The organism is Pseudarthrobacter sp. SORGH_AS 212 (genome assembly GCF_030818145.1).
GTDB lineage: Bacteria > Actinomycetota > Actinomycetes > Actinomycetales > Micrococcaceae > Arthrobacter.
This window is the reverse complement of the sequence record NZ_JAUTAA010000001.1, coordinates 500,416-517,684: the sequence shown is the minus strand read 5'-3', so window position 1 is coordinate 517,684 and position 17,269 is coordinate 500,416. Positions and strand designations below refer to the sequence as shown.

Here is a 17,269-nt window from a genome sequence, read left to right as displayed (position 1 = left end):
CATGTACACCTCCATCAAGGACCAGCTCCGCGACGAACTGGAAGACATCCGCACCGCCGGGCTTTTCAAGAATGAGCGCAGCATCAGCTCGCCCCAGTCCAGCCACATCACCGCAGGCAGGATCGGCGCCCCCGGCGCCGACGTCCTGAACTTCTGCGCCAACAACTACCTCGGCCTGGCGGACCACCCGGACATCATCGGCGCCGCCAAGCAGGCCATGGATGAACGCGGCTTCGGCATGGCAAGCGTGCGCTTCATCTGCGGCACCCAGGACCTGCACCTCGAGCTCGAATCCCGGGTCTCGCGGTTTCTGGGCACCGAGGACACCATCCTGTTCTCCAGCTGCTTCGACGCCAATGGCGGGGTGTTCGAATCGCTCTTCGGCCCCGAGGACGCCATCATCTCCGACGCCCTGAACCACGCATCCATCATCGACGGCATCCGCCTCTGCAAGGCGCGCCGCTACCGGTACGCCAACCAGGACATGGCCGAACTTGAGGCGCGGCTGCAGGAGGCCTCCGACGCCCGCCGCCGCATCATCGTCACCGACGGCGTGTTCTCCATGGACGGCTTCCTCGCCCCGCTGGAAGCCATCTGCGACCTCGCCGAAAAGTACGGTGCGCTGGTGATGGTGGACGATTCCCATGCCGTGGGCTTCATGGGCGGCGCCGGCGCCGGAACCCCTGAGCACGCCGGCGTCTCCCACCGGGTGGACATCTACACCGGTACGTTCGGCAAGGCGTTGGGCGGCGCGTCCGGCGGCTACGTTTCCGGCCGTTCCGAAATCGTGGCCATGCTCCGGCAGAAGGCCCGCCCCTACCTGTTCTCCAACTCCCTTGCACCGGCCATCGTCGCCGCCACCATCAAGGCACTGGACCTGGTGGAGAACTCGGCGGACCTCCGGAGCCGGCTCTTCGAGAACGCAGCGCTCTTCCGCCGCCGGATGACCGAGGAAGGCTTCGACCTCCTGCCGGGCGAGCACGCCATTGTCCCGGTCATGTTCGGCGACGCCGTCGTGGCCGCCAAGGTGGCCGACCGGATGCTGCAGCACGGCGTCTTCGTCACCGCCTTCAGCTTCCCGGTGGTGCCGCGCGGCGCCGCGCGGATCAGGGTCCAGCTCTCGGCCGCACATTCGGCGGACGACGTCGAAACGTGCGTCGGTGCGTTCGTCGCCAGCCGCGCGGAGACAGCCGCCTGAGGGCGCCTGCATCTTCCGGGCACCGGACGGCGAGATCTCTGCAAGGATGATGGCATGGCAGCTCATTACGATGTCCTGATCGTCGGCGGCGGCATTGCGGGCCTGTCCCTCGCTTCGGCGCTGGCCGGGAACTGTACCGTGGCCCTGGTGGAGGCGGAGCAGGAACTGGCGTACCACACGTCCTCCCGCTCCGCCCGCCAGCTCATCCCCAGCTATGGTCCGCCGGTGGTGCAGGAGCTGACCGCCCGGACCCTGGAGCTGATGGCCGCCCGCGATGCCGAACTCCCCGAGCCCGTCCTGACCCCGCGCAGCTTCATGCTCATCGGCACTGAGGAAGAGGTGACGGCGGAGGCCAGCGGCTCCATGCAGCCCATCTCCCACGCCGAAGCGCTGCAGCTGTGCCCGGCGCTGGTCCCCGGATCCTTTGCCGCGGCGGGGCTGGACAAAGGATCCTTTGGCAGCAATGCGCCGCTGCTGCTGGAGGATCACCGCAGGCGGGCCGTAGAGGCCGGCGCGGACATCATCACCGGAGCAAGGGTGCATTCCGCCCAGCACCTCGGCTCGGGCTGGCAGGTGGGTGCCGGTGCCGAGGGTTTCGAAGCCGGGGTGCTGGTGAACGCGGCGGGAGCCTGGGCCGATGAACTGGCCGTTATCAGCGGGGTGGAGAAGCTCGGACTCCAGCCGTACCGGCGCACTGCGGCGATTGCCGCCGTCGAACGCCCCCTCCCGGAGGGCAGCCCCATGGTGGCGGCAGCGGACAATTCCTTCTACTTCCGGCGCGAAGGTGACGGCGTCCTCATCTCCCCGTCCGAACACGTGCCCAGTGGGCCGGAAGACGCCCGGCCCCGGCCAGGGGACGTGGACCGGCTGGTGGACCTGCTGAACGCGGTAACCACCCTGGGTATTACGGGTGTCCGCAAGGCTTGGACAGGGCTCCGTACCGAGGCGGCCGACGGCGTTCCCGTAGCAGGATTCGACGCGGAGGCGCCTGGCTTCTACTGGCTGGCGGGGCAGGGCGGCTACGGCTTCCAGACGTCGGCCGCCATTGCCGAATTGGCCGCCGGCCAGATCCTGGGCAGCATGCAGGGCAGCCCGGCAGGCCCGAGTCCGGAATCCCGGACAGCGCAGGCGCTCGCGGCCACGCGCTGGTCCATCCGGCGCTGAAGAATAAAAGCATGAGCATCCTGATCACCAATATCGCCGAGTTGATGACCCAGGACCTGGAGCACCGGGTCCTGAAGGATGCGGCGGTGGTGATTGAGGGCGAACGCATCGCCTGGATCGGGCCGGCGGCCAACGCTCCCGCTGCTGACGACGCCGTCGACGCGGGGCGGCGCGCGCTGCTGCCCGGCTGGGTGGACTCCCACACGCACCTGTTGTTCGCGGGTGACCGGACAGCGGAATTCGAGGCGCGGATGGCCGGGGAATCGTACTCGGCCGGCGGGATCGCGGTGACAGTGGACGCTACCCGGGCCACCTCCGACTTCGATCTCACGCGGCTGGCCCTGGGCAGGGTGGCCGAGGCCGTTTCGCAGGGCACCACGTACCTGGAGACAAAGACCGGCTACGGCCTCGACGTGGAGCAGGAGGCGCGCAGCGCCCGGATTGCCTCCACCGCCGCGGACCAGGCCACGTACCTTGGTGCCCATCTGGTTCCCGCCGGCCAGGACGCTGACGCGTATACGGACCTGGTGTGCGGGCCGATGCTCTCGGCGGTCAGGCCGTATGTGCAGTGGGCGGACGTCTTCTGCGAGAAGGGCGCCTTCACCGAGGACCAGTCCCGCCGCGTCCTGCAGGCCTGCAGGGATGCCGGGCTGGGGCTGCGGGTGCACGGCAACCAGCTGGGCGAGGGTCCGGGCGTCCGGCTGGCAGTGGACATGGCAGCCGCCAGCGTGGACCACGTCAACTACCTCGCGGGCGCCGACATTGACGCCCTGGCCGGAACCTGGTTCGGCTGGGACCCGGCGTCCGGGTCGGGGGTGCGCGGGACTGTGGCCACCTGCCTGCCGGCGTGCGACCTGTCCACCCGCCAGCCGCTGGCCCCGGCCCGTGCCCTCCTGGATGCGGGCATCCAGGTGGCCCTCGCCTCCAACTGCAATCCGGGTACTTCCTACACCAGTTCGATGGCGTACTGCGTGGCCACGGCCGTACTGCAGATGCGGCTCAGCGTGCACGAGGCGGTCCGTGCGGCCACCTATGGCGGCGCGCTGGCGCTGCACAAGGAACGCGGCACCGATGCCGACGGCCAACGTGCCGTCGGTTCCATCGCCGTCGGACACCGGGCCGACCTGCACCTGCTGAACGCACCGTCCGCCACCCACCTCGCCTACCGCCCGGGCATGCCGTTGACGTACGCTGTGTGGCGGGCTGGTGTCCGGGAACGGTAAACAGCGGACCCGCCCTCCACATTTTGACGTTAGATGATTGTTTGAGGTCTGTTATGATCATGAAACGTCATCCGGAGTGGTGGCCGTTGTACTGAGAGGCCCGCATGACCCGCACTGACCGCCTGACCGCCATCCTCGACTTGCTTGCCAGGGCCGGCCAGGTGGAAGTGGACGAGATTGTTAACACCCTCGGGGTTTCGCCCGCCACAGCGCGCCGGGACCTGGACAGCCTGGCCAAGCGGCGGCTGCTGACCCGCACCCGCGGCGGTGCCACCACCGGGGCCCTCGCCTACGATTTGCCCGGCCGCTACAACCGGGACGACCATGCCGAGGCGAAGGAGCAGATCGCCCGGGCGGCGTCCGCCCTTATCCGGCCCGGTGCCGTCATCGGCCTGTGCGGCGGAACCACCAGCACGGCACTGGCCCAGATCCTGGCCACCCGTGAGGACCTGAACGCCCCCTCCAACCAGTCAACGCTGACGGTTGTTACCAATGCCATCAACATCGCCGGGCAACTGGCGGTGCGGCCCAACATCAAGGTGATGGTGACCGGGGGCATCCTCAACCCGCGGTCCTACGAGCTGGTAGGCCCGTATACGGACATCATCATGCAAAAGGTGGTCCTGGACATCGCTTTCATCGGCGTGAATGGCATCGACCCCGAGGTGGGTCCCACCAACACGGGGGAGGGTGAGGCATCGGTCAACGCACTCCTTGCCAGCCGGGCACGGGTGTCCTATGTCATTGCCGATTCCTCCAAGGTGGGGGTGCGTGCTTTCGCCACCATGGACGGTTATGACTTCACACGGCTGATCACGGACGCCGGCATCTCGCCGCGGGACAAGGCCGCCTTCGAGGCCAAGGGCACCGAGGTCATCGTCGCCCCCGTGCCCTGACACGGCGGGGCCATCAGCCCCGGCCCAGAAACTGCGGGCAAGATGGGTACATGCTGGTTCCCTCCCGCCGCCGCCTGGCGTTCGAAGTCTGGATTGTCCTGGGCCTGTCCCTGGGGCAGTCCGCCGTGTACTCGGTAGTGCAGCTCCTGGACAAGATGACCCGGGCGCCGCTGGCCGAGGGAACCTCGACGCTCAACCGGTCCCAGAGCACCCGCGAATACTTCGACCTGACCTATCAGCTCCTGGACATCATCTTCGCCCTCGTCCCGGTCCTGCTGGTGCTGTACTTCCTCACGGGCTCCCGGCAGGCGTCCTCCGGGGACCTCGGACCGCAGTCTGGGTCAGCTTTCACGAGACTGGGCTTCACTTTCGCCCGTCCGGGCAAGGACCTGCTGCAGGGGGTGGGGCTGGCCGCACTCATCGGCATCCCGTCGTTGGGCCTTTACGCTGCGGGCCGTGCCCTGGGGATCACCACCGCCATCATCCCCAGCGCCCTGGACGCCTACTGGTGGACCGTGCCGGTGCTGATCCTCTCCGCCATCCGGCACGGCATCGTGGAGGAAGTCATCGTGGTGGGCTACCTCCTGGACCGCTTCGGCAGGTTCGGGTGGAGCGTGCCGCTGTCGATTGCCGTCAGTTCGGTGCTGCGCGGCAGCTACCACCTGTACCAGGGCTTCGGTCCCTTCATCGGGAACGTGGTGATGGGCATTGTCTTTGCCTGGATCTACACCCGGACCAAACGCGTGACGCCGCTGGTCATCGCGCACGCGCTGCTGGACATCGTGGCGTTCGTGGGCTTCAGCCTCTTCGGAAAGGCCGTCGGCCTGGGATAGGCCAGGCAGGCCGGCAGGCCGGGAAATGGATTCGGCCGCCATGGGGTGGTGACGCCGTTGTCACCACCCCATGGCGGCCGAAGCTGGCGCGGGCAGGCGCCCGCGTCTGTGGTCCGGTGTGAAACCGGACCACAGGTGGAGGGTCAGAGGGTGACTGCTCCATTGGCGGTTTCGAAGGTGACGGACAGGATGCCGGGGGTGCCGTGCGGGGCCACCCATTCGACAGCCACGTCCTCCAGCGGCTTCTCCACCGGCTCGCCCAGCCATTCGGTGACCCGCGAAGCGGAACCGGCGATGGTCAGGCAGCTCATCTTGAGGCTGCTGTCATAGGCGTTGGAAGGGTGCAGTGAGGGGTCGCCCTCCCACTTGAGCATGTACGGAACCTGGGGATCGGCGATGAGCCCGAGGATGCCGATCTGCTTCCACACCAGTTCCCGGCCGTCCGGGAACTTGCGGTTGCCGTTGACGGCCGAGCGCCCGAGGCGCTCTTCGAACGGGGCGAGGTCGTCCACTTCGACGCACCAGCCCATCCAGCCGCCGCCCGCTGCTGAACGGGCCCGTACGGCCTGTCCGAAGGGGGCCTTGTCCGACGCGGGGTGGTCCAGGACCTCCACCACTTCGAGGTACTTGTGGCCCGCGAGCGGGATGATCATATTCCGGGTCCCGAACCGGGGATGTACCCCGCCTTTCACTGCCTCAACGCCGAGGGCAGATGCAATTCGTTCGGTCGTGGCCGCGAGGCCATCGTGTTCACAGGCGTAAGAGACGTGATCCATGCGCATGCCAACATCTTGGCACTTTGTGATCGGGCTCTCAGCTTAGGCTTGCCTTACTCGAAATTTTCATTTTCTTGGGTGTCAGTTTTCCGTCCTGCAGGCGGTCGCGGAGACCATGTTCGTCACAATCCTGTCCGCCGCCGCCAAGGTGTTCCTACACTGGGCGCAGGTCATGAGTGCCAGCGCCAAGCCCCGGCTCGCTGGCCGGCAACCCTCCATCCGCGGTGGGGTGCCCCGGGTGAGGACCTGGTTGTCCGGCAACGGCCGGGCGGCAAGCGCGGCCCGTGGTGCTCACAGCATGCCGGGCCCACGTCAAAGGAGCCTTGAATGTCCAACGGATGGTCCTTCGAAACCCGCCAGATCCATGCCGGCCAGGAGCCCGACGGCGCCACCGGCGCCCGGGCACTGCCTATCTACCAGACCACCTCGTTTGTGTTCCCCAGCGCCGAAAGCGCGGCCAACCGGTTCGCCCTGGCGGAACTGGCCCCCATCTACACCCGCATCGGCAACCCCACCCAGGAGGCCGTGGAGCAGCGGATCGCCAGCCTCGAAGGGGGACTCGGCGCCCTGCTGCTCAGCTCCGGCCAGGCCGCGGAGACCTTCGCCATCCTGAACGTCGCCGAGGCGGGCGACCACATCGTGGCCAGCCCCAGCCTGTACGGCGGAACCTACAACCTGTTCGCCCACACGCTGAAGAAGTTCGGTATCACCGTGACGTTCGTGGCGGACCCGGACAACCTGGACCAGTGGCGGGACGCCGTGCAGCCCAACACCAAGCTGTTCTTCGGCGAGGTGGTCTCCAACCCGCGCCAGGACGTCCTGGACATCGAAGGCATCTCCGCGGTGGCACACCAGGCCGGCGTGCCCCTCATTGTGGACAACACCCTCTCCACGCCCTACCTGATCCGTCCCCTGGAATGGGGGGCCGACATCGTGGTCCACTCGGCCACGAAGTACCTCGGCGGGCACGGAGCGGCAATCGCCGGCGTCATCGTCGACTCGGGCAAGTTCGACTTCAGCAAGGACCCGGAACGGTTCCCGGGCTTCAACACCCCGGATCCCACCTACAACGGCCTGGTCTACGGCCGGGACCTCGGGGAGAACGGGCTCCTCGGTGCAAACCTGTCCTACATCCTCAAGGCGCGCGTCCAGCTCCTGCGGGACCTCGGCTCGGCGGTCTCGCCGTTCAACGCCTTCCTGATCGCCCAGGGCCTGGAAACGCTGAGCCTGCGCGTGGAACGCCACGTGGCCAATGCCACCGAAGTCGCCCGCTGGCTGGAAGGGCGGGACGACGTCGAATCCGTCGCCTATGCAGGCCTGCCGTCCAGCCCGTGGTACGGGCGCGGCCGCAAGTACGGGCCGAAGGGGACGGGCGCCGTCGTCGCCTTCAACCTTGCCGGGGGAGCCGAAGCGGGGCAGCGGTTCGTCGACGCCCTGGAACTGCACTCCCACGTCGCCAACATCGGCGATGTCCGTTCCCTGGTGATCCACCCGGCCTCCACCACCCACAGCCAGCTGACCCCGGAACAGCAGGCAATAGCGGGCGTGACGCCCGGCCTGGTGCGGCTGTCCGTGGGCATCGAACACATCGATGACATCCTGGCAGACCTTGAAGCGGGCTTCCGGGCCGCGAAGGGCGCGCTCGCCTAGGCCGAAGACGTACGACGGCGGGAGGCCGGCCAGGCGGCCGGCCTCCCCTCCGCGGGGCTGCCGTCCGGGAAAAGCATCGCGGGCCGGCAAGTCACAACCAGTCACATGCTTGGCCATCAGCGGGGGGTGTTTCGTACACTCGAACCAGGTCATGAGTGCCAGTGACAGCCCCGGCTTGCTGGCCGGCAACCCTCCTTCCGCGGCGGGGTGCCCCGGGTGAAGACCTGGCCTGCCGGTAAACGACGGCGGGCAAGCGCGTAGAAGAGGTCTTGCCATGACGGTTACCGTCGCCCGTACAACCGCACCCGAACACGGAATTGTCCGCTATGCCTCCATTGGCGGGCTGCAGCTCGAAGGTGGCGGATACCTGCCGGACGTCACCCTGGCGTACGAAACGTGGGGGACGCTGAACGCGGATGGCAGCAACGCCATCCTGGTGGAGCACGCCCTGACCGGCAGCACGCACGTGACCCGCGGGGACACTGATGAGGAAGGCTGGTGGGAGCACCTGGCCGGGCCCGGCGCACCCGTCGATACGGACCGCTTCTTCGTGGTCTCCATCAACATCGTCGGCGGCTGTTACGGCTCCACCGGGCCGTCCTCGCCCGGCCCCGACGGAAAGCCCTGGGGCTCCAGGTTCCCCCTGGTGACGCTCCGGGACAGCACGGAAGCTGAAGCACGCCTGGCGGACCAGCTGGGCATCGGCAGCTGGTACGCGGTGCTGGGCGGTTCCATGGGAGGCGCCCGGGCCCTGGAATGGGCCGTCACGTTCCCCGAACGGGTAAAGCGCTGCGCCGTCATCGCAGTGGGAGCAGCCAGCACGGCCGAACAGATCGCGTTCGCCCAGGCCCAGACCCTGGCCATCCGCCAGGACCCGAACTTCAACGACGGCGACTACTACGGCGGTCCCTGCCCCGAGGACGGCCTGGCGCTCGCCCGCCGCATTGCCCACATAACGTACCGGTCCGCGGCCGAGCTGGAGCACCGCTTCGGCCGTGAAGCCCAGGCTTCGGAGTCGCCGCTGCAGGGCGGGGTCCTTGCCGGCAGGGGCCGGTACCAGGTGGAGAGCTACCTGGACCACCAGGGCAACAAGCTCGTCCGGCGCTTCGACGCGAACAGCTACATCGCCCTCACCGAGGCGCTCATGAGCCACGACGTCTGCCGTGGCCGGGGAAGCCTGGCCGATACCCTCGCCCGGACCAGCGCCCGGTTCTTCGTGGCGGCCGTGGAATCGGACCGGCTCTACTTCCCGTCCCAGTCGCACGAGCTGGCCCACGCCCTGCCCGGCGACGTTGGCGTCCACCTCATCCAGGCGCCCATCGGCCACGACGGCTTCCTGACCGAAATCGGCCAGCTGGGCGCCCAGCTCCGGTCGGACTTCCTGGCCTAGCAGCACGGCTTGCACATGAATCAGAGGCTTGTCCGCAGATCCGAACCCTCAAGGACCGGGTTGTGCGGACAGGCCCCTGATTGATGGGTCCGGGGGACTTGATGACGCCCGGGGGACGCTCAAAGGGCTTCTGCGGCCCAGGCTAGCCGTTCATGATTTCGCTGCGGCGGGCCATGTAGTCCTCCATGGACATTTCGCCGTCGCTGTACTTCTGGTCCAGTTCCGCGAGCTTCCGCGCCCGGAATCCCTGCGGAGCCGACGGCGGCGGGGGAGTGGCGGGCGCTGCCGGCTGTTCCGGCGCGGAGTACCCGGGCTGCTGCTGGCCGGGCTGTGGCTGGTTGTAGGGAGGCTGGTTGAACTGCTGCTCCCCGTACGGCGGCTGTCCAAAGGGCTGCCCGGCCTGGCCGGGAACCGGCGGCTGGCCGTACTGGTAGGGTCCGGGCTGCGGAACGTTCGGCGCCTGCTGCCCAATCTGACGGAACCCGCCCGAGTAGTAGTCCTGCTGGGTGTAGCCATCACGCGGCTGCCTGCTCTGCGGCCCGGCCGAACCGGGGAACTGGCCGCCCGGGTCCTGGCTGCCGGGATACTGGCCGGCGCCTGGGAACTGCTCGGGGTACCGACCGGAAAAGCTCTGGTCATGGTTCCGCTTGGCCACCGATTTCCGGTACATGCGCATGGCCATCGGGATCACGAATGACAGGATGATGATCCAGAAAAACAGGTTACTCACGGTGCTGCGCCTCTCGAGTGGGTCTTTCCAGCTTAACGGTCACGGACCGCATGCCGTTCCGGCGGCCACCAGCAAGCTGCCGCAGAGCAGAGCAGAGCAGAGCAGAGCAGAGCAGAGCAGAGCAGAACAGCTCAGCGCCGCGCTGCGTCGGCGGTTCCCAGCGGACCTTCCCCCGAACCCAGGGGAACGCCCGGCCCAAAGGCGGGGCCCGGCGTCGGACGCTTGGCAGTGACGCCGTCGCCGGACGACTGGTTGCGCAGGCGGCGCAGCACCCACGGCACGAAATATTCGCGCGCCCACACGAGGTCGCCGCTGCGTGCCTGGCGCCAGGTGCGAGGGGGCAGGTCCTTGGGCAGGAGAGGTTCCAGGCCATGATCCACGTTCAGGGACTCGAGCACCATGGCTGCAATGGTGTGGTGGCCCAGCGGAGAGAAGTGGAGGCGGTCCTGGTCCCACATCTGGGGGTCGCTGAGCTGCCGGAGGGACCACATGTCCGCAATCACGGCGTCGTGCCGCGCTGCGACGGTCCGCAGGTTCTCGTTGTAGATGGCCACCTTGCTGCGGATCCTGCCCAGCACCGAAGAGCCGGTGTCCGGCCCGTTGAACAGCACCACCGTGGCTCCGCCCATGGACAGGATCTGCACTACGGAGTCCAGCTTTTCGGCCAGGGCGTCGGGGTCTCCGCCGGGGCGGATCAGGTCGTTGCCGCCTGCGGACAGCGTCACCAGGTCGGGCTTGAGCTCCAGGGCGGGAGCGAGCTGCTGGTCGACGATCTGCTGGAGCAACCGGCCGCGGACGGCAAGGTTGGCGTAGGCGAAGTCGGGCAGTGTACGGCCCAGCTCTTCGGCCACGCGGTCCGCCCAGCCGCGGTAGCCGCCGGGGCTTGAGGGTTCGGGGTCGCCGATGCCCTCGGTGAAGGAGTCGCCCATGGCCACGTACCGGGTCCAGGGGTGGGATCCGGTGTCCGTGATGGGGCTTTGGAGGGGGCTTGCGTCAGTCACGGGTCCTATCCTGCCTTCCGCCTCGCTGCCTACGCGAACGTAGGTTGTTACTTTCGGGTAACTGTAAGAATGGAAACCATGACTGAAGCCGAAGTATTTCCTGCCCCCGTCGTCCTGTGGTCGCACCCTGAAGGCGAGCGGGACGGTAAACCCCTGCTGGTGCTCCTGCACGGGTACGGCGCCAACGAGCAGGACCTGCTCAGCCTCGCGGACCTCCTGCCCGGCGGGTTCGCCGTCGCCTCCGTCCGTGCCCCGATCGCCATGGGCCCGGGCTTTACCTGGTTCCCGTTGACGGCCTCGATCGACTATTCGCTGGAACGGGTCAAGAAGGCCTCGGCGTACGTCCTGGACTGGATCGACACCATCAAGGAAGGGCACCCCTCCGTCTCCCTGCTCGGCTTCTCCATGGGTATGGCCATGGCCACCACCCTCCTGCGGCAGCGGCCCGCGGACTTCGCAGCCGTCGTCGGACTTTCAGGATTCGTGGTGGACGCCGGTGACGACCCCACCTTCAAGGATGCCCAACTGGACGGCACCGTGCCCATGTTCTGGGGCAGGGACCAGCAGGATCCGGTGATCACGGAGGACAAGATCGACTTCACCATGGGCTGGGTACGCAAGCACGTCAAGCTCACCAAGGTGCTCTACACGGGAATGTGGCACGGCATCAACCAGCAGGAGATCGGCCACGTTGGCGAATTCCTCACCCACGAGGTCCTGAAGAAATAGGGCGAACGACGACGGGCGGCGGCCCGGGCGCCAAGCCCGGTTGCCGCAGGGGGCAGCAGGCAGGGCACAGCGGGGAAGGTGCAGCAGGCGGGGTGCCGGGGGTGGTCAGGCCTCCGGCGCGACCACCCGCACGGTCTGGCCGTTCACGGTGACGGTGTCGCCGTTGTGGAGCTGCCGGCCGCGGCGGTCGTCGATCTCGCCGTTGACCTTCACCAGCCCGTTCTTGATCAGCTCGGCCGCTTCCACGCCGTCCTCCACGAGGTTGGCAAGCTTCAGCAGCTGGCCCAGCCGGATCATGCTGTCGCGGATGGGGACGTCGTCAACGGGGATGCTCATAGAGCAATAATGCCTGACGTAAGGTGGATCCAATGACCTCCACCTCCCGCCTGCCCGTGCTTGCAGGCCTGCCGCTGGCGGTGGGCGCAGGCCTTGCCATTCCCGTCCAGGGCCGGATTAACGGCGCCCTGGGTGCCCGGCTGGACGACGGCATCAGCGCCGCGGTGGTGAGCTTCAGCACAGGACTGCTGGTCATGATCCTCATCTCGCTGCTGCTGCCGCGTGGCCGGGCCGGCCTTGCCCGGATCATTCCCGCCGTCCGCAGCAGGGCTTTCCCGCCCGCCTATGTCCTGGCCGGCGGAATCGGCGCACTGTTCGTGTTTGCCCAGACCTTCACTGTCGGCATCCTGGGCGTGGCGCTCTTTACGGTGGCCACCGTCACGGGCCAGACGGTCAGCGGCCTGCTGGTGGACCGGCTGGGCCTGGGCCCCGCGGGCAAGAAATCCGTCACCGGCATCCGCATTGTCGGCTGCATCCTCACCATCGCCGCTGTCGCCTGGGCCGTGTCCCCGCGATTCGCCACATCCGGCTCCGGTGCGGAATCCGACGGCGGGGCTGCCGCCCTGCTGTTGCCCCTCCTGCTGCCCGTTGCGGCGGGCTTCCTGATGAGTTTCCAGCAGGCGATGAACGGCACCGCAACCGTTCACTACGGCACCCCGATTGCCGCCACCCTGGTCAACTTCATCGCCGGCTGCCTGGTCCTTTGGACGGTGCTGGGCATCAAAGTGGTGGTGGCTGGCCCCGGAAACCCGCTGCCGGCGGAGTGGTGGTACTACCTGGGCGGTCCCATGGGCTGTGTGTTCATCGGCCTGGGTGCCCTCCTGGTCCGGACGCTCGGCGTCCTGGTCACCGGCCTGGGCATGATTGCGGGGCAGCTGATGGGTTCGCTGGCCCTGGACGTCTTCGTGCCGGCCCCGGGCAGCGTGGTGGCCCTTCCCACCGTCCTGGGCACCATCCTGACCCTGGCAGCCATCATCCTGGCAACACTGCCGTGGCCGCGGGGCGCGCTCCGTGGACGGCGGCCGGTAGGCTAGGAAACGCAGCTTTCACGCATCCCTTCATCCGCCCGCCAGGGCACCGGTCGTGTCCCACATCCGGTGCCGTGCGTGGCCTGAAAACCGCGGACCGCACCCAGCGGCCCTGTAGAAATTGGAGTTACCCCCATGGCAGCAAAATCCGTCCTCGACCAGGTCATTTCCCTCTCCAAGCGGAGGGGCTTCGTGTTCCAGGCCGGTGAAATCTACGGAGGTTCGCGTTCAGCCTGGGACTACGGGCCCCTCGGCGCCGAACTGAAGGAAAACATCAAGCGCCAGTGGTGGCAGTCCATGGTCCGCGGCCGCGAAGACGTGGTGGGCCTGGACTCCTCGGTCATCCTCCCCAAGCAGGTCTGGGAAGCGTCCGGCCACGTTGATGTCTTCTCCGACCCCCTGGTGGAGTGCCTGTCCTGCCACAAGCGGTACCGCGCGGACCACCTCGAAGAAGAGTACGAGGAAAAGAAGGGCCGCCCGGCGGAAAACGGCCTGAAGGACATCGCCTGCGCCAACTGCGGCACCCGCGGCGAATGGACCGAACCGCAGGAATTCTCCGGCCTGCTCAAGACCTACCTGGGCCCGGTTGCCAGCGAGGAGGGGCTGCACTACCTGCGCCCGGAAACCGCGCAGGGCATCTTCGTGAACTTCAACAACGTCCTCACCACCTCGCGGAAGAAGCCGCCGTTCGGCATCGGCCAGATCGGCAAGTCCTTCCGCAACGAGATCACGCCGGGCAACTTCATCTTCCGCACCCGCGAGTTCGAACAGATGGAAATGGAGTTCTTCGTCGAGCCCGGAACCGACGAAGAGTGGCACCAGTACTGGATGAAGGAGCGCATGGCCTGGTACACCGGCCTGGGCATCCGTGAGGAGAACCTGCGGTTCTTCGAGCACCCGCTGGAGAAGCTCAGCCACTACTCGAAGGGCACCACGGACATCGAGTACCGCTTCGGGTTCCAAGGCTCCGAATGGGGCGAGCTGGAAGGCGTGGCCAACCGCACGGACTTCGACCTCTCCACCCACGCCAAGGCCTCCGGCACGGACCTGAGCTACTTCAACCAGGCCACCAACGAGCGCTACACCCCGTACGTGATCGAACCTGCCGCCGGCCTGACCCGCTCCTTCATGGCGTTCCTGATCGACGCGTACACCGAGGATGAGGCACCCAACGCCAAGGGCGGCGTCGACGTCCGCACCGTGCTCAAGCTGGACCCGCGCCTGGCTCCGGTGAAGGCTGCCGTGCTGCCGCTGAGCCGCAACGAGGCCCTGTCTCCGAAGGCCAAGGACCTCGCTGCCCAGCTCCGCAAGAACTGGAACATCGACTTTGACGACGCCGGTGCCATTGGCCGCCGTTACCGCCGCCAGGATGAGATCGGCACCCCGTTCTGCATCACCGTGGACTTCGATACGCTCGAGGACCAGGCCGTGACCATCCGCGAACGCGACACCATGAGCCAGGAACGGGTCTCCCTGGACAAGGTGGAGGGCTACCTGGCCGCACGCCTGATCGGCGCCTAGCCATGGCCATCGAATACCGCGAATGGCGCGACGGTGACGACCTCGCCCTCCTGGAGATCTGGGGCGGCCCGGAAACCGCGCAGGCCCGGCAGTTCCGCAGCGCCCTTGCACCGTCCTCGAACGGGACCGGCGGATTGCCGTGGCGGCGCTGCATCGTTGCCGAAGACGTGATCGACGGCGTCGGCATCCCCGTGGCCGCCGGCGTCGTCTATGAAGCGGCGCTGCACCCGGAACGCCTGTGGAGCTACATCGAGGTGGCCCGGGACCACCGGCGTGCCGGCATCGGTGCCACGCTCCTGGCCATGCTGCGCCGCGAAGCCGCCAACGCGCCGTCGGGCGTGGCCAAGCTCCGTGCCAAAGTGGAGCCCGCCACCCCGGGTGCCGCCTTTGCCGGGGCCGCCGGCCTCGCGCCCATCCAGCGCTCACGCCTGGTGATTGTGCAGCCGGGCGCGCTGAAGCTGCCGGTCTTCCCGGACACGGACCATGGCGGCCGGCCGGTCAGCGGCGAGAACGCCGGATCCGACGTGGTGATGGACCTGGCCACCGGATCGGTTGAACTGACCGACGTGGTGGGCCGGTACTACACCGCCATCCATGACTGGGATTCGCCCGGAGTGCTGTCCGTTGGCCAGGTGCAGAAGCTGTTCCTGGACGAACTCACCGGAGCCCACGGCGCCATCGTCCTCCGGGCGCAGCCCGAATCGGCGTTCGGCCAGGGGGTGGCCCCCAGCAAGAAGGGCCGCATCCGGGCGTTCGCGGTCAGCTACGCCGCCCCGGCAACCCCGGACGCGGCGGACGCCGGTGAGGGGCCCGGGGGCCAGGATGCTGCCGCTCCGGGAGCACCCACGGACGTGTTCGTGGGCCATGACCCTGCCCTGGCAGCCGACGACGCTGCCGAGGCCGTCCGGGACATGCTGTCCCTCATTGCGTACCAGCACCCGGTCATGCTGGAACTCGACGATTCGATGGCAGCCCTGCGCGCCGCCGTCGAACCCCTGCTGGAAAGCGGAAAGGCCCGGCTGGCCGCGGCGGAGACCCTGGTGGTCTCCGACTAGGCAATCCCGGCCCGCAGCCGCACTAGGTCGCAGCAGATGTCGTTATGCGGCTCCATTCCGACATTTACTGCGACCTAGTTGGGGGGACCACGACGGCGGCCGCGGGCTTCGTCGTCTCTGTCCAGGATTTTCCGTTCGGCCTCGGTGGGGGCGCCCCCGCCCAGGCGCGCCGGCATCCACCAGGCCCGGGGCTCCGGCTGCAGCGGAAAGTCGGCGATGCACCGGTCGATCCCGTCCTGGAGCATGTCCCGCAGGGACGCCGTGGCCGCCCCGGCATCCACATCCGGCGCAAAGGTCACCGCGCTGCCCACATGGATCCGCACCGGTGCGCGCCAGGCCCGGCCCAGGGAGAATCCGTGGCCGCGGGTCAACAGGCGGTGCGCACCCCAGACGGACACGGGAATCACCGGCACTCCGGCTTCGGCCGCCATCCGGACCGCACCGGTCCTGCAGCCGCGCACTGTGAAGCTGCGGCTCACGCCAGCTTCCGGAAAGACGGCGAGGTACTCGCCGGCACGCAGCTTCGCGACGGCCTCGTCGTAGGCGCCGGCCCGGCCGGTGTACCCCACCACCACATGGCCGCTGGCGCTGACCGCCGGGCCCGCGAACCAATGGTCGGCCGCACCCTGGTGGATCAGGAACCGCAGCTGCGCCCGTGCATGCTTCCAAACCAGCAGTTCAGCGACGGCGAAGTCCAGGTATCCGAAGTGCGTGACGGCAAAAACCGCTCCGGTGCCGGGGACCACAGCGCGGGACACCCCGCTGCGCAGCCCCGCGGGAGGCAGGTGCCCGGTTCCGGTACTGATGACCCTTACCCGGAAAGCCCACCGGAGGAACAGCCCGGTGCGCACGATCAGCCGGTAGAAACGGTCATGGGGCGCCGGTCGCCAGGGCATGGCTGCCTCCTTCCGGGGGCACGCGACTGATGGCAGGGAGGCCCCGCCCTCCGGTCCCGTTGACGTTGCTGCGGCTCACAGGGTTACGTGCACTGACCCTTCGGGCAGCAGTTGGCCGAAGGCGCGGGCCGGGCGCACCGGGGCTCCGGTGCTTTCGGCAAAAGCCTGGATGACGAACCCGGTGGCCAGGATGTGCCAGATCCTGACCTTGCGAAGCATGAAGTGGCCAACGCCCTTGAGCGAGACGTACTGCATGCTGGCCGCATTTGCGCTGGCGCGGCGCGCGAACGCCAATGACTGCCGGGGGCTGGTCATGTGGTCAGTGGTCCCGTGCACGATCAGGACCTTGCGGCCCGCAACCCGCTCCGCCGGCGTTTCCGGGCTCAGCCATGGGGCCAGCGCCACTACTGCCTCCACCTGCGGGTGGTCCGCGGCGCATACGGCGGTCAAACCGCCCATGGAGTGCCCCACCAGGAAGACCGGAACCCCGGGGTGGCTTTCCTCGATCTGCTGCAGCGCCCACTTTGCATCCTGCAGCGGCGACATGTCGTTGCCGTTCCATCCGCGGACGCTGTTGCGGAGGGACCAGACGGCCAGCCCGTGCTTGCGGCCCGCGCGGTGCAGGTGCCGGGCAAAGGGAACCATCCTGGCGGGACTCAGGTGGCGGGCCTCCACGGGTTCCCGGCTGTGGGCCTTGCCGCCATGCAGCACCAAAGCCACGGCCCTCGTTGGTCCGGACGCTGCCAGGACGTTCAGTACAGGCCGGTGCAGGGGAACCACAGGCCGCTGCCCGGTCTGCACCCCGCCGTTATCCTTCATGTCACGGTTGCCCACGCCGGTACC

The 17,269-nt window shown here is 68.0% G+C and carries 17 protein-coding genes and 2 riboswitches; of the genes, 11 read left to right on the top strand and 6 right to left on the bottom strand.

The window, feature by feature from the left end; all coding sequences use genetic code 11:
• Position 1: 1 nt before the first annotated feature.
• The 5 genes from QE394_RS02355 to QE394_RS02335 all read left to right on the top strand — a co-directional run bounded on the left by QE394_RS02355 (position 2) and on the right by QE394_RS02335 (position 5,314).
• Positions 2-1,198: a glycine C-acetyltransferase gene (locus tag QE394_RS02355; RefSeq protein WP_349033628.1), complete on the top strand. Its 1,197-nt coding sequence runs from the start codon at positions 2-4 to the stop codon at positions 1,196-1,198.
• A gap of 54 nt (positions 1,199-1,252) precedes the next feature.
• Positions 1,253-2,362, top strand: a complete 1,110-nt coding sequence (locus QE394_RS02350; protein WP_056083580.1) for an FAD-dependent oxidoreductase — start codon at positions 1,253-1,255, stop codon at positions 2,360-2,362.
• 11 nt (positions 2,363-2,373) lie between these two features.
• Positions 2,374-3,585: an amidohydrolase family protein gene (locus QE394_RS02345; RefSeq protein ID WP_349033627.1), complete on the top strand. Its 1,212-nt coding sequence runs from the start codon at positions 2,374-2,376 to the stop codon at positions 3,583-3,585.
• A gap of 104 nt (positions 3,586-3,689) precedes the next feature.
• Entirely contained in the window at positions 3,690-4,481 is a 792-nt protein-coding gene (locus QE394_RS02340) for a DeoR/GlpR family DNA-binding transcription regulator (protein ID WP_056083574.1), read from the top strand.
• Positions 4,482-4,531: 50 nt separating this feature from the next.
• Entirely contained in the window at positions 4,532-5,314 is a 783-nt protein-coding gene (locus QE394_RS02335) for a CPBP family intramembrane glutamic endopeptidase (protein WP_349033626.1), read from the top strand.
• Positions 5,315-5,457: 143 nt separating this feature from the next.
• Here QE394_RS02335 and QE394_RS02330 read toward each other — a convergent pair whose 3' ends face one another.
• Positions 5,458-6,090: a VOC family protein gene (locus tag QE394_RS02330; protein WP_139187678.1), complete on the bottom strand. Its 633-nt coding sequence runs from the start codon at positions 6,088-6,090 to the stop codon at positions 5,458-5,460.
• A gap of 168 nt (positions 6,091-6,258) precedes the next feature.
• Positions 6,259-6,374: riboswitch (SAM riboswitch) on the top strand.
• 43 nt (positions 6,375-6,417) lie between these two features.
• On the opposite strand from QE394_RS02330, the gene QE394_RS02325 reads away from it, so the two are divergent.
• Together QE394_RS02325 and QE394_RS02320 are read left to right on the top strand one after the other, a co-directional pair.
• A complete protein-coding gene (locus QE394_RS02325; RefSeq protein WP_349033625.1) occupies positions 6,418-7,740 on the top strand; it encodes a bifunctional o-acetylhomoserine/o-acetylserine sulfhydrylase in 1,323 nt (440 codons plus the stop codon).
• A gap of 147 nt (positions 7,741-7,887) precedes the next feature.
• A riboswitch (SAM riboswitch) is annotated at positions 7,888-8,002 on the top strand.
• A 12-nt stretch (positions 8,003-8,014) separates the two neighbouring features.
• Positions 8,015-9,130 carry a homoserine O-acetyltransferase gene (locus tag QE394_RS02320; protein ID WP_056083563.1) on the top strand — a complete coding sequence of 372 codons (1,116 nt, stop codon included), beginning with the start codon at positions 8,015-8,017 and terminating at the stop codon, positions 9,128-9,130.
• Positions 9,131-9,272: 142 nt separating this feature from the next.
• Here the strand turns inward: QE394_RS02320 and QE394_RS02315 are convergent, their stop codons facing one another.
• Positions 9,273-9,860 (bottom strand): hypothetical protein, encoded by a 588-nt coding sequence (locus QE394_RS02315; protein WP_056083556.1) that lies wholly within the window; start codon positions 9,858-9,860, stop codon positions 9,273-9,275.
• 131 nt (positions 9,861-9,991) lie between these two features.
• Positions 9,992-10,861, bottom strand: a complete 870-nt coding sequence (locus QE394_RS02310) for an SGNH/GDSL hydrolase family protein (protein ID WP_056083553.1) — start codon at positions 10,859-10,861, stop codon at positions 9,992-9,994.
• A 78-nt stretch (positions 10,862-10,939) separates the two neighbouring features.
• Between QE394_RS02310 and QE394_RS02305 the strand changes: the two genes are divergently transcribed.
• Positions 10,940-11,590 (top strand): phospholipase, encoded by a 651-nt coding sequence (locus QE394_RS02305; protein ID WP_056083550.1) that lies wholly within the window; start codon positions 10,940-10,942, stop codon positions 11,588-11,590.
• 105 nt (positions 11,591-11,695) lie between these two features.
• Here the strand turns inward: QE394_RS02305 and QE394_RS02300 are convergent, their stop codons facing one another.
• The gene (locus tag QE394_RS02300) at positions 11,696-11,926 is read right to left on the bottom strand and encodes an RNA-binding S4 domain-containing protein (protein ID WP_045730958.1); all 231 of its coding nucleotides are present in this window, start codon (positions 11,924-11,926) and stop codon (positions 11,696-11,698) included.
• A 32-nt stretch (positions 11,927-11,958) separates the two neighbouring features.
• On the opposite strand from QE394_RS02300, the gene QE394_RS02295 reads away from it, so the two are divergent.
• The 3 genes from QE394_RS02295 to QE394_RS02285 all read left to right on the top strand — a co-directional run bounded on the left by QE394_RS02295 (position 11,959) and on the right by QE394_RS02285 (position 15,530).
• Positions 11,959-12,960 (top strand): DMT family transporter, encoded by a 1,002-nt coding sequence (locus QE394_RS02295; RefSeq protein WP_056083547.1) that lies wholly within the window; start codon positions 11,959-11,961, stop codon positions 12,958-12,960.
• A 129-nt stretch (positions 12,961-13,089) separates the two neighbouring features.
• The gene (locus QE394_RS02290) at positions 13,090-14,475 is read left to right on the top strand and encodes a glycine--tRNA ligase (protein WP_056083544.1); all 1,386 of its coding nucleotides are present in this window, start codon (positions 13,090-13,092) and stop codon (positions 14,473-14,475) included.
• A 2-nt stretch (positions 14,476-14,477) separates the two neighbouring features.
• Positions 14,478-15,530, top strand: a complete 1,053-nt coding sequence (locus QE394_RS02285; protein ID WP_349033624.1) for a GNAT family N-acetyltransferase — start codon at positions 14,478-14,480, stop codon at positions 15,528-15,530.
• 74 nt (positions 15,531-15,604) lie between these two features.
• Here the strand turns inward: QE394_RS02285 and QE394_RS02280 are convergent, their stop codons facing one another.
• Complete coding sequence (locus QE394_RS02280) at positions 15,605-16,426, bottom strand: lysophospholipid acyltransferase family protein (RefSeq protein ID WP_349033623.1); 822 nt, start codon at positions 16,424-16,426, stop codon at positions 15,605-15,607.
• Positions 16,427-16,501: 75 nt separating this feature from the next.
• A complete protein-coding gene (locus QE394_RS02275) occupies positions 16,502-17,245 on the bottom strand; it encodes an alpha/beta fold hydrolase (RefSeq protein ID WP_056083691.1) in 744 nt (247 codons plus the stop codon).
• Positions 17,246-17,269 lie beyond the last annotated feature (24 nt).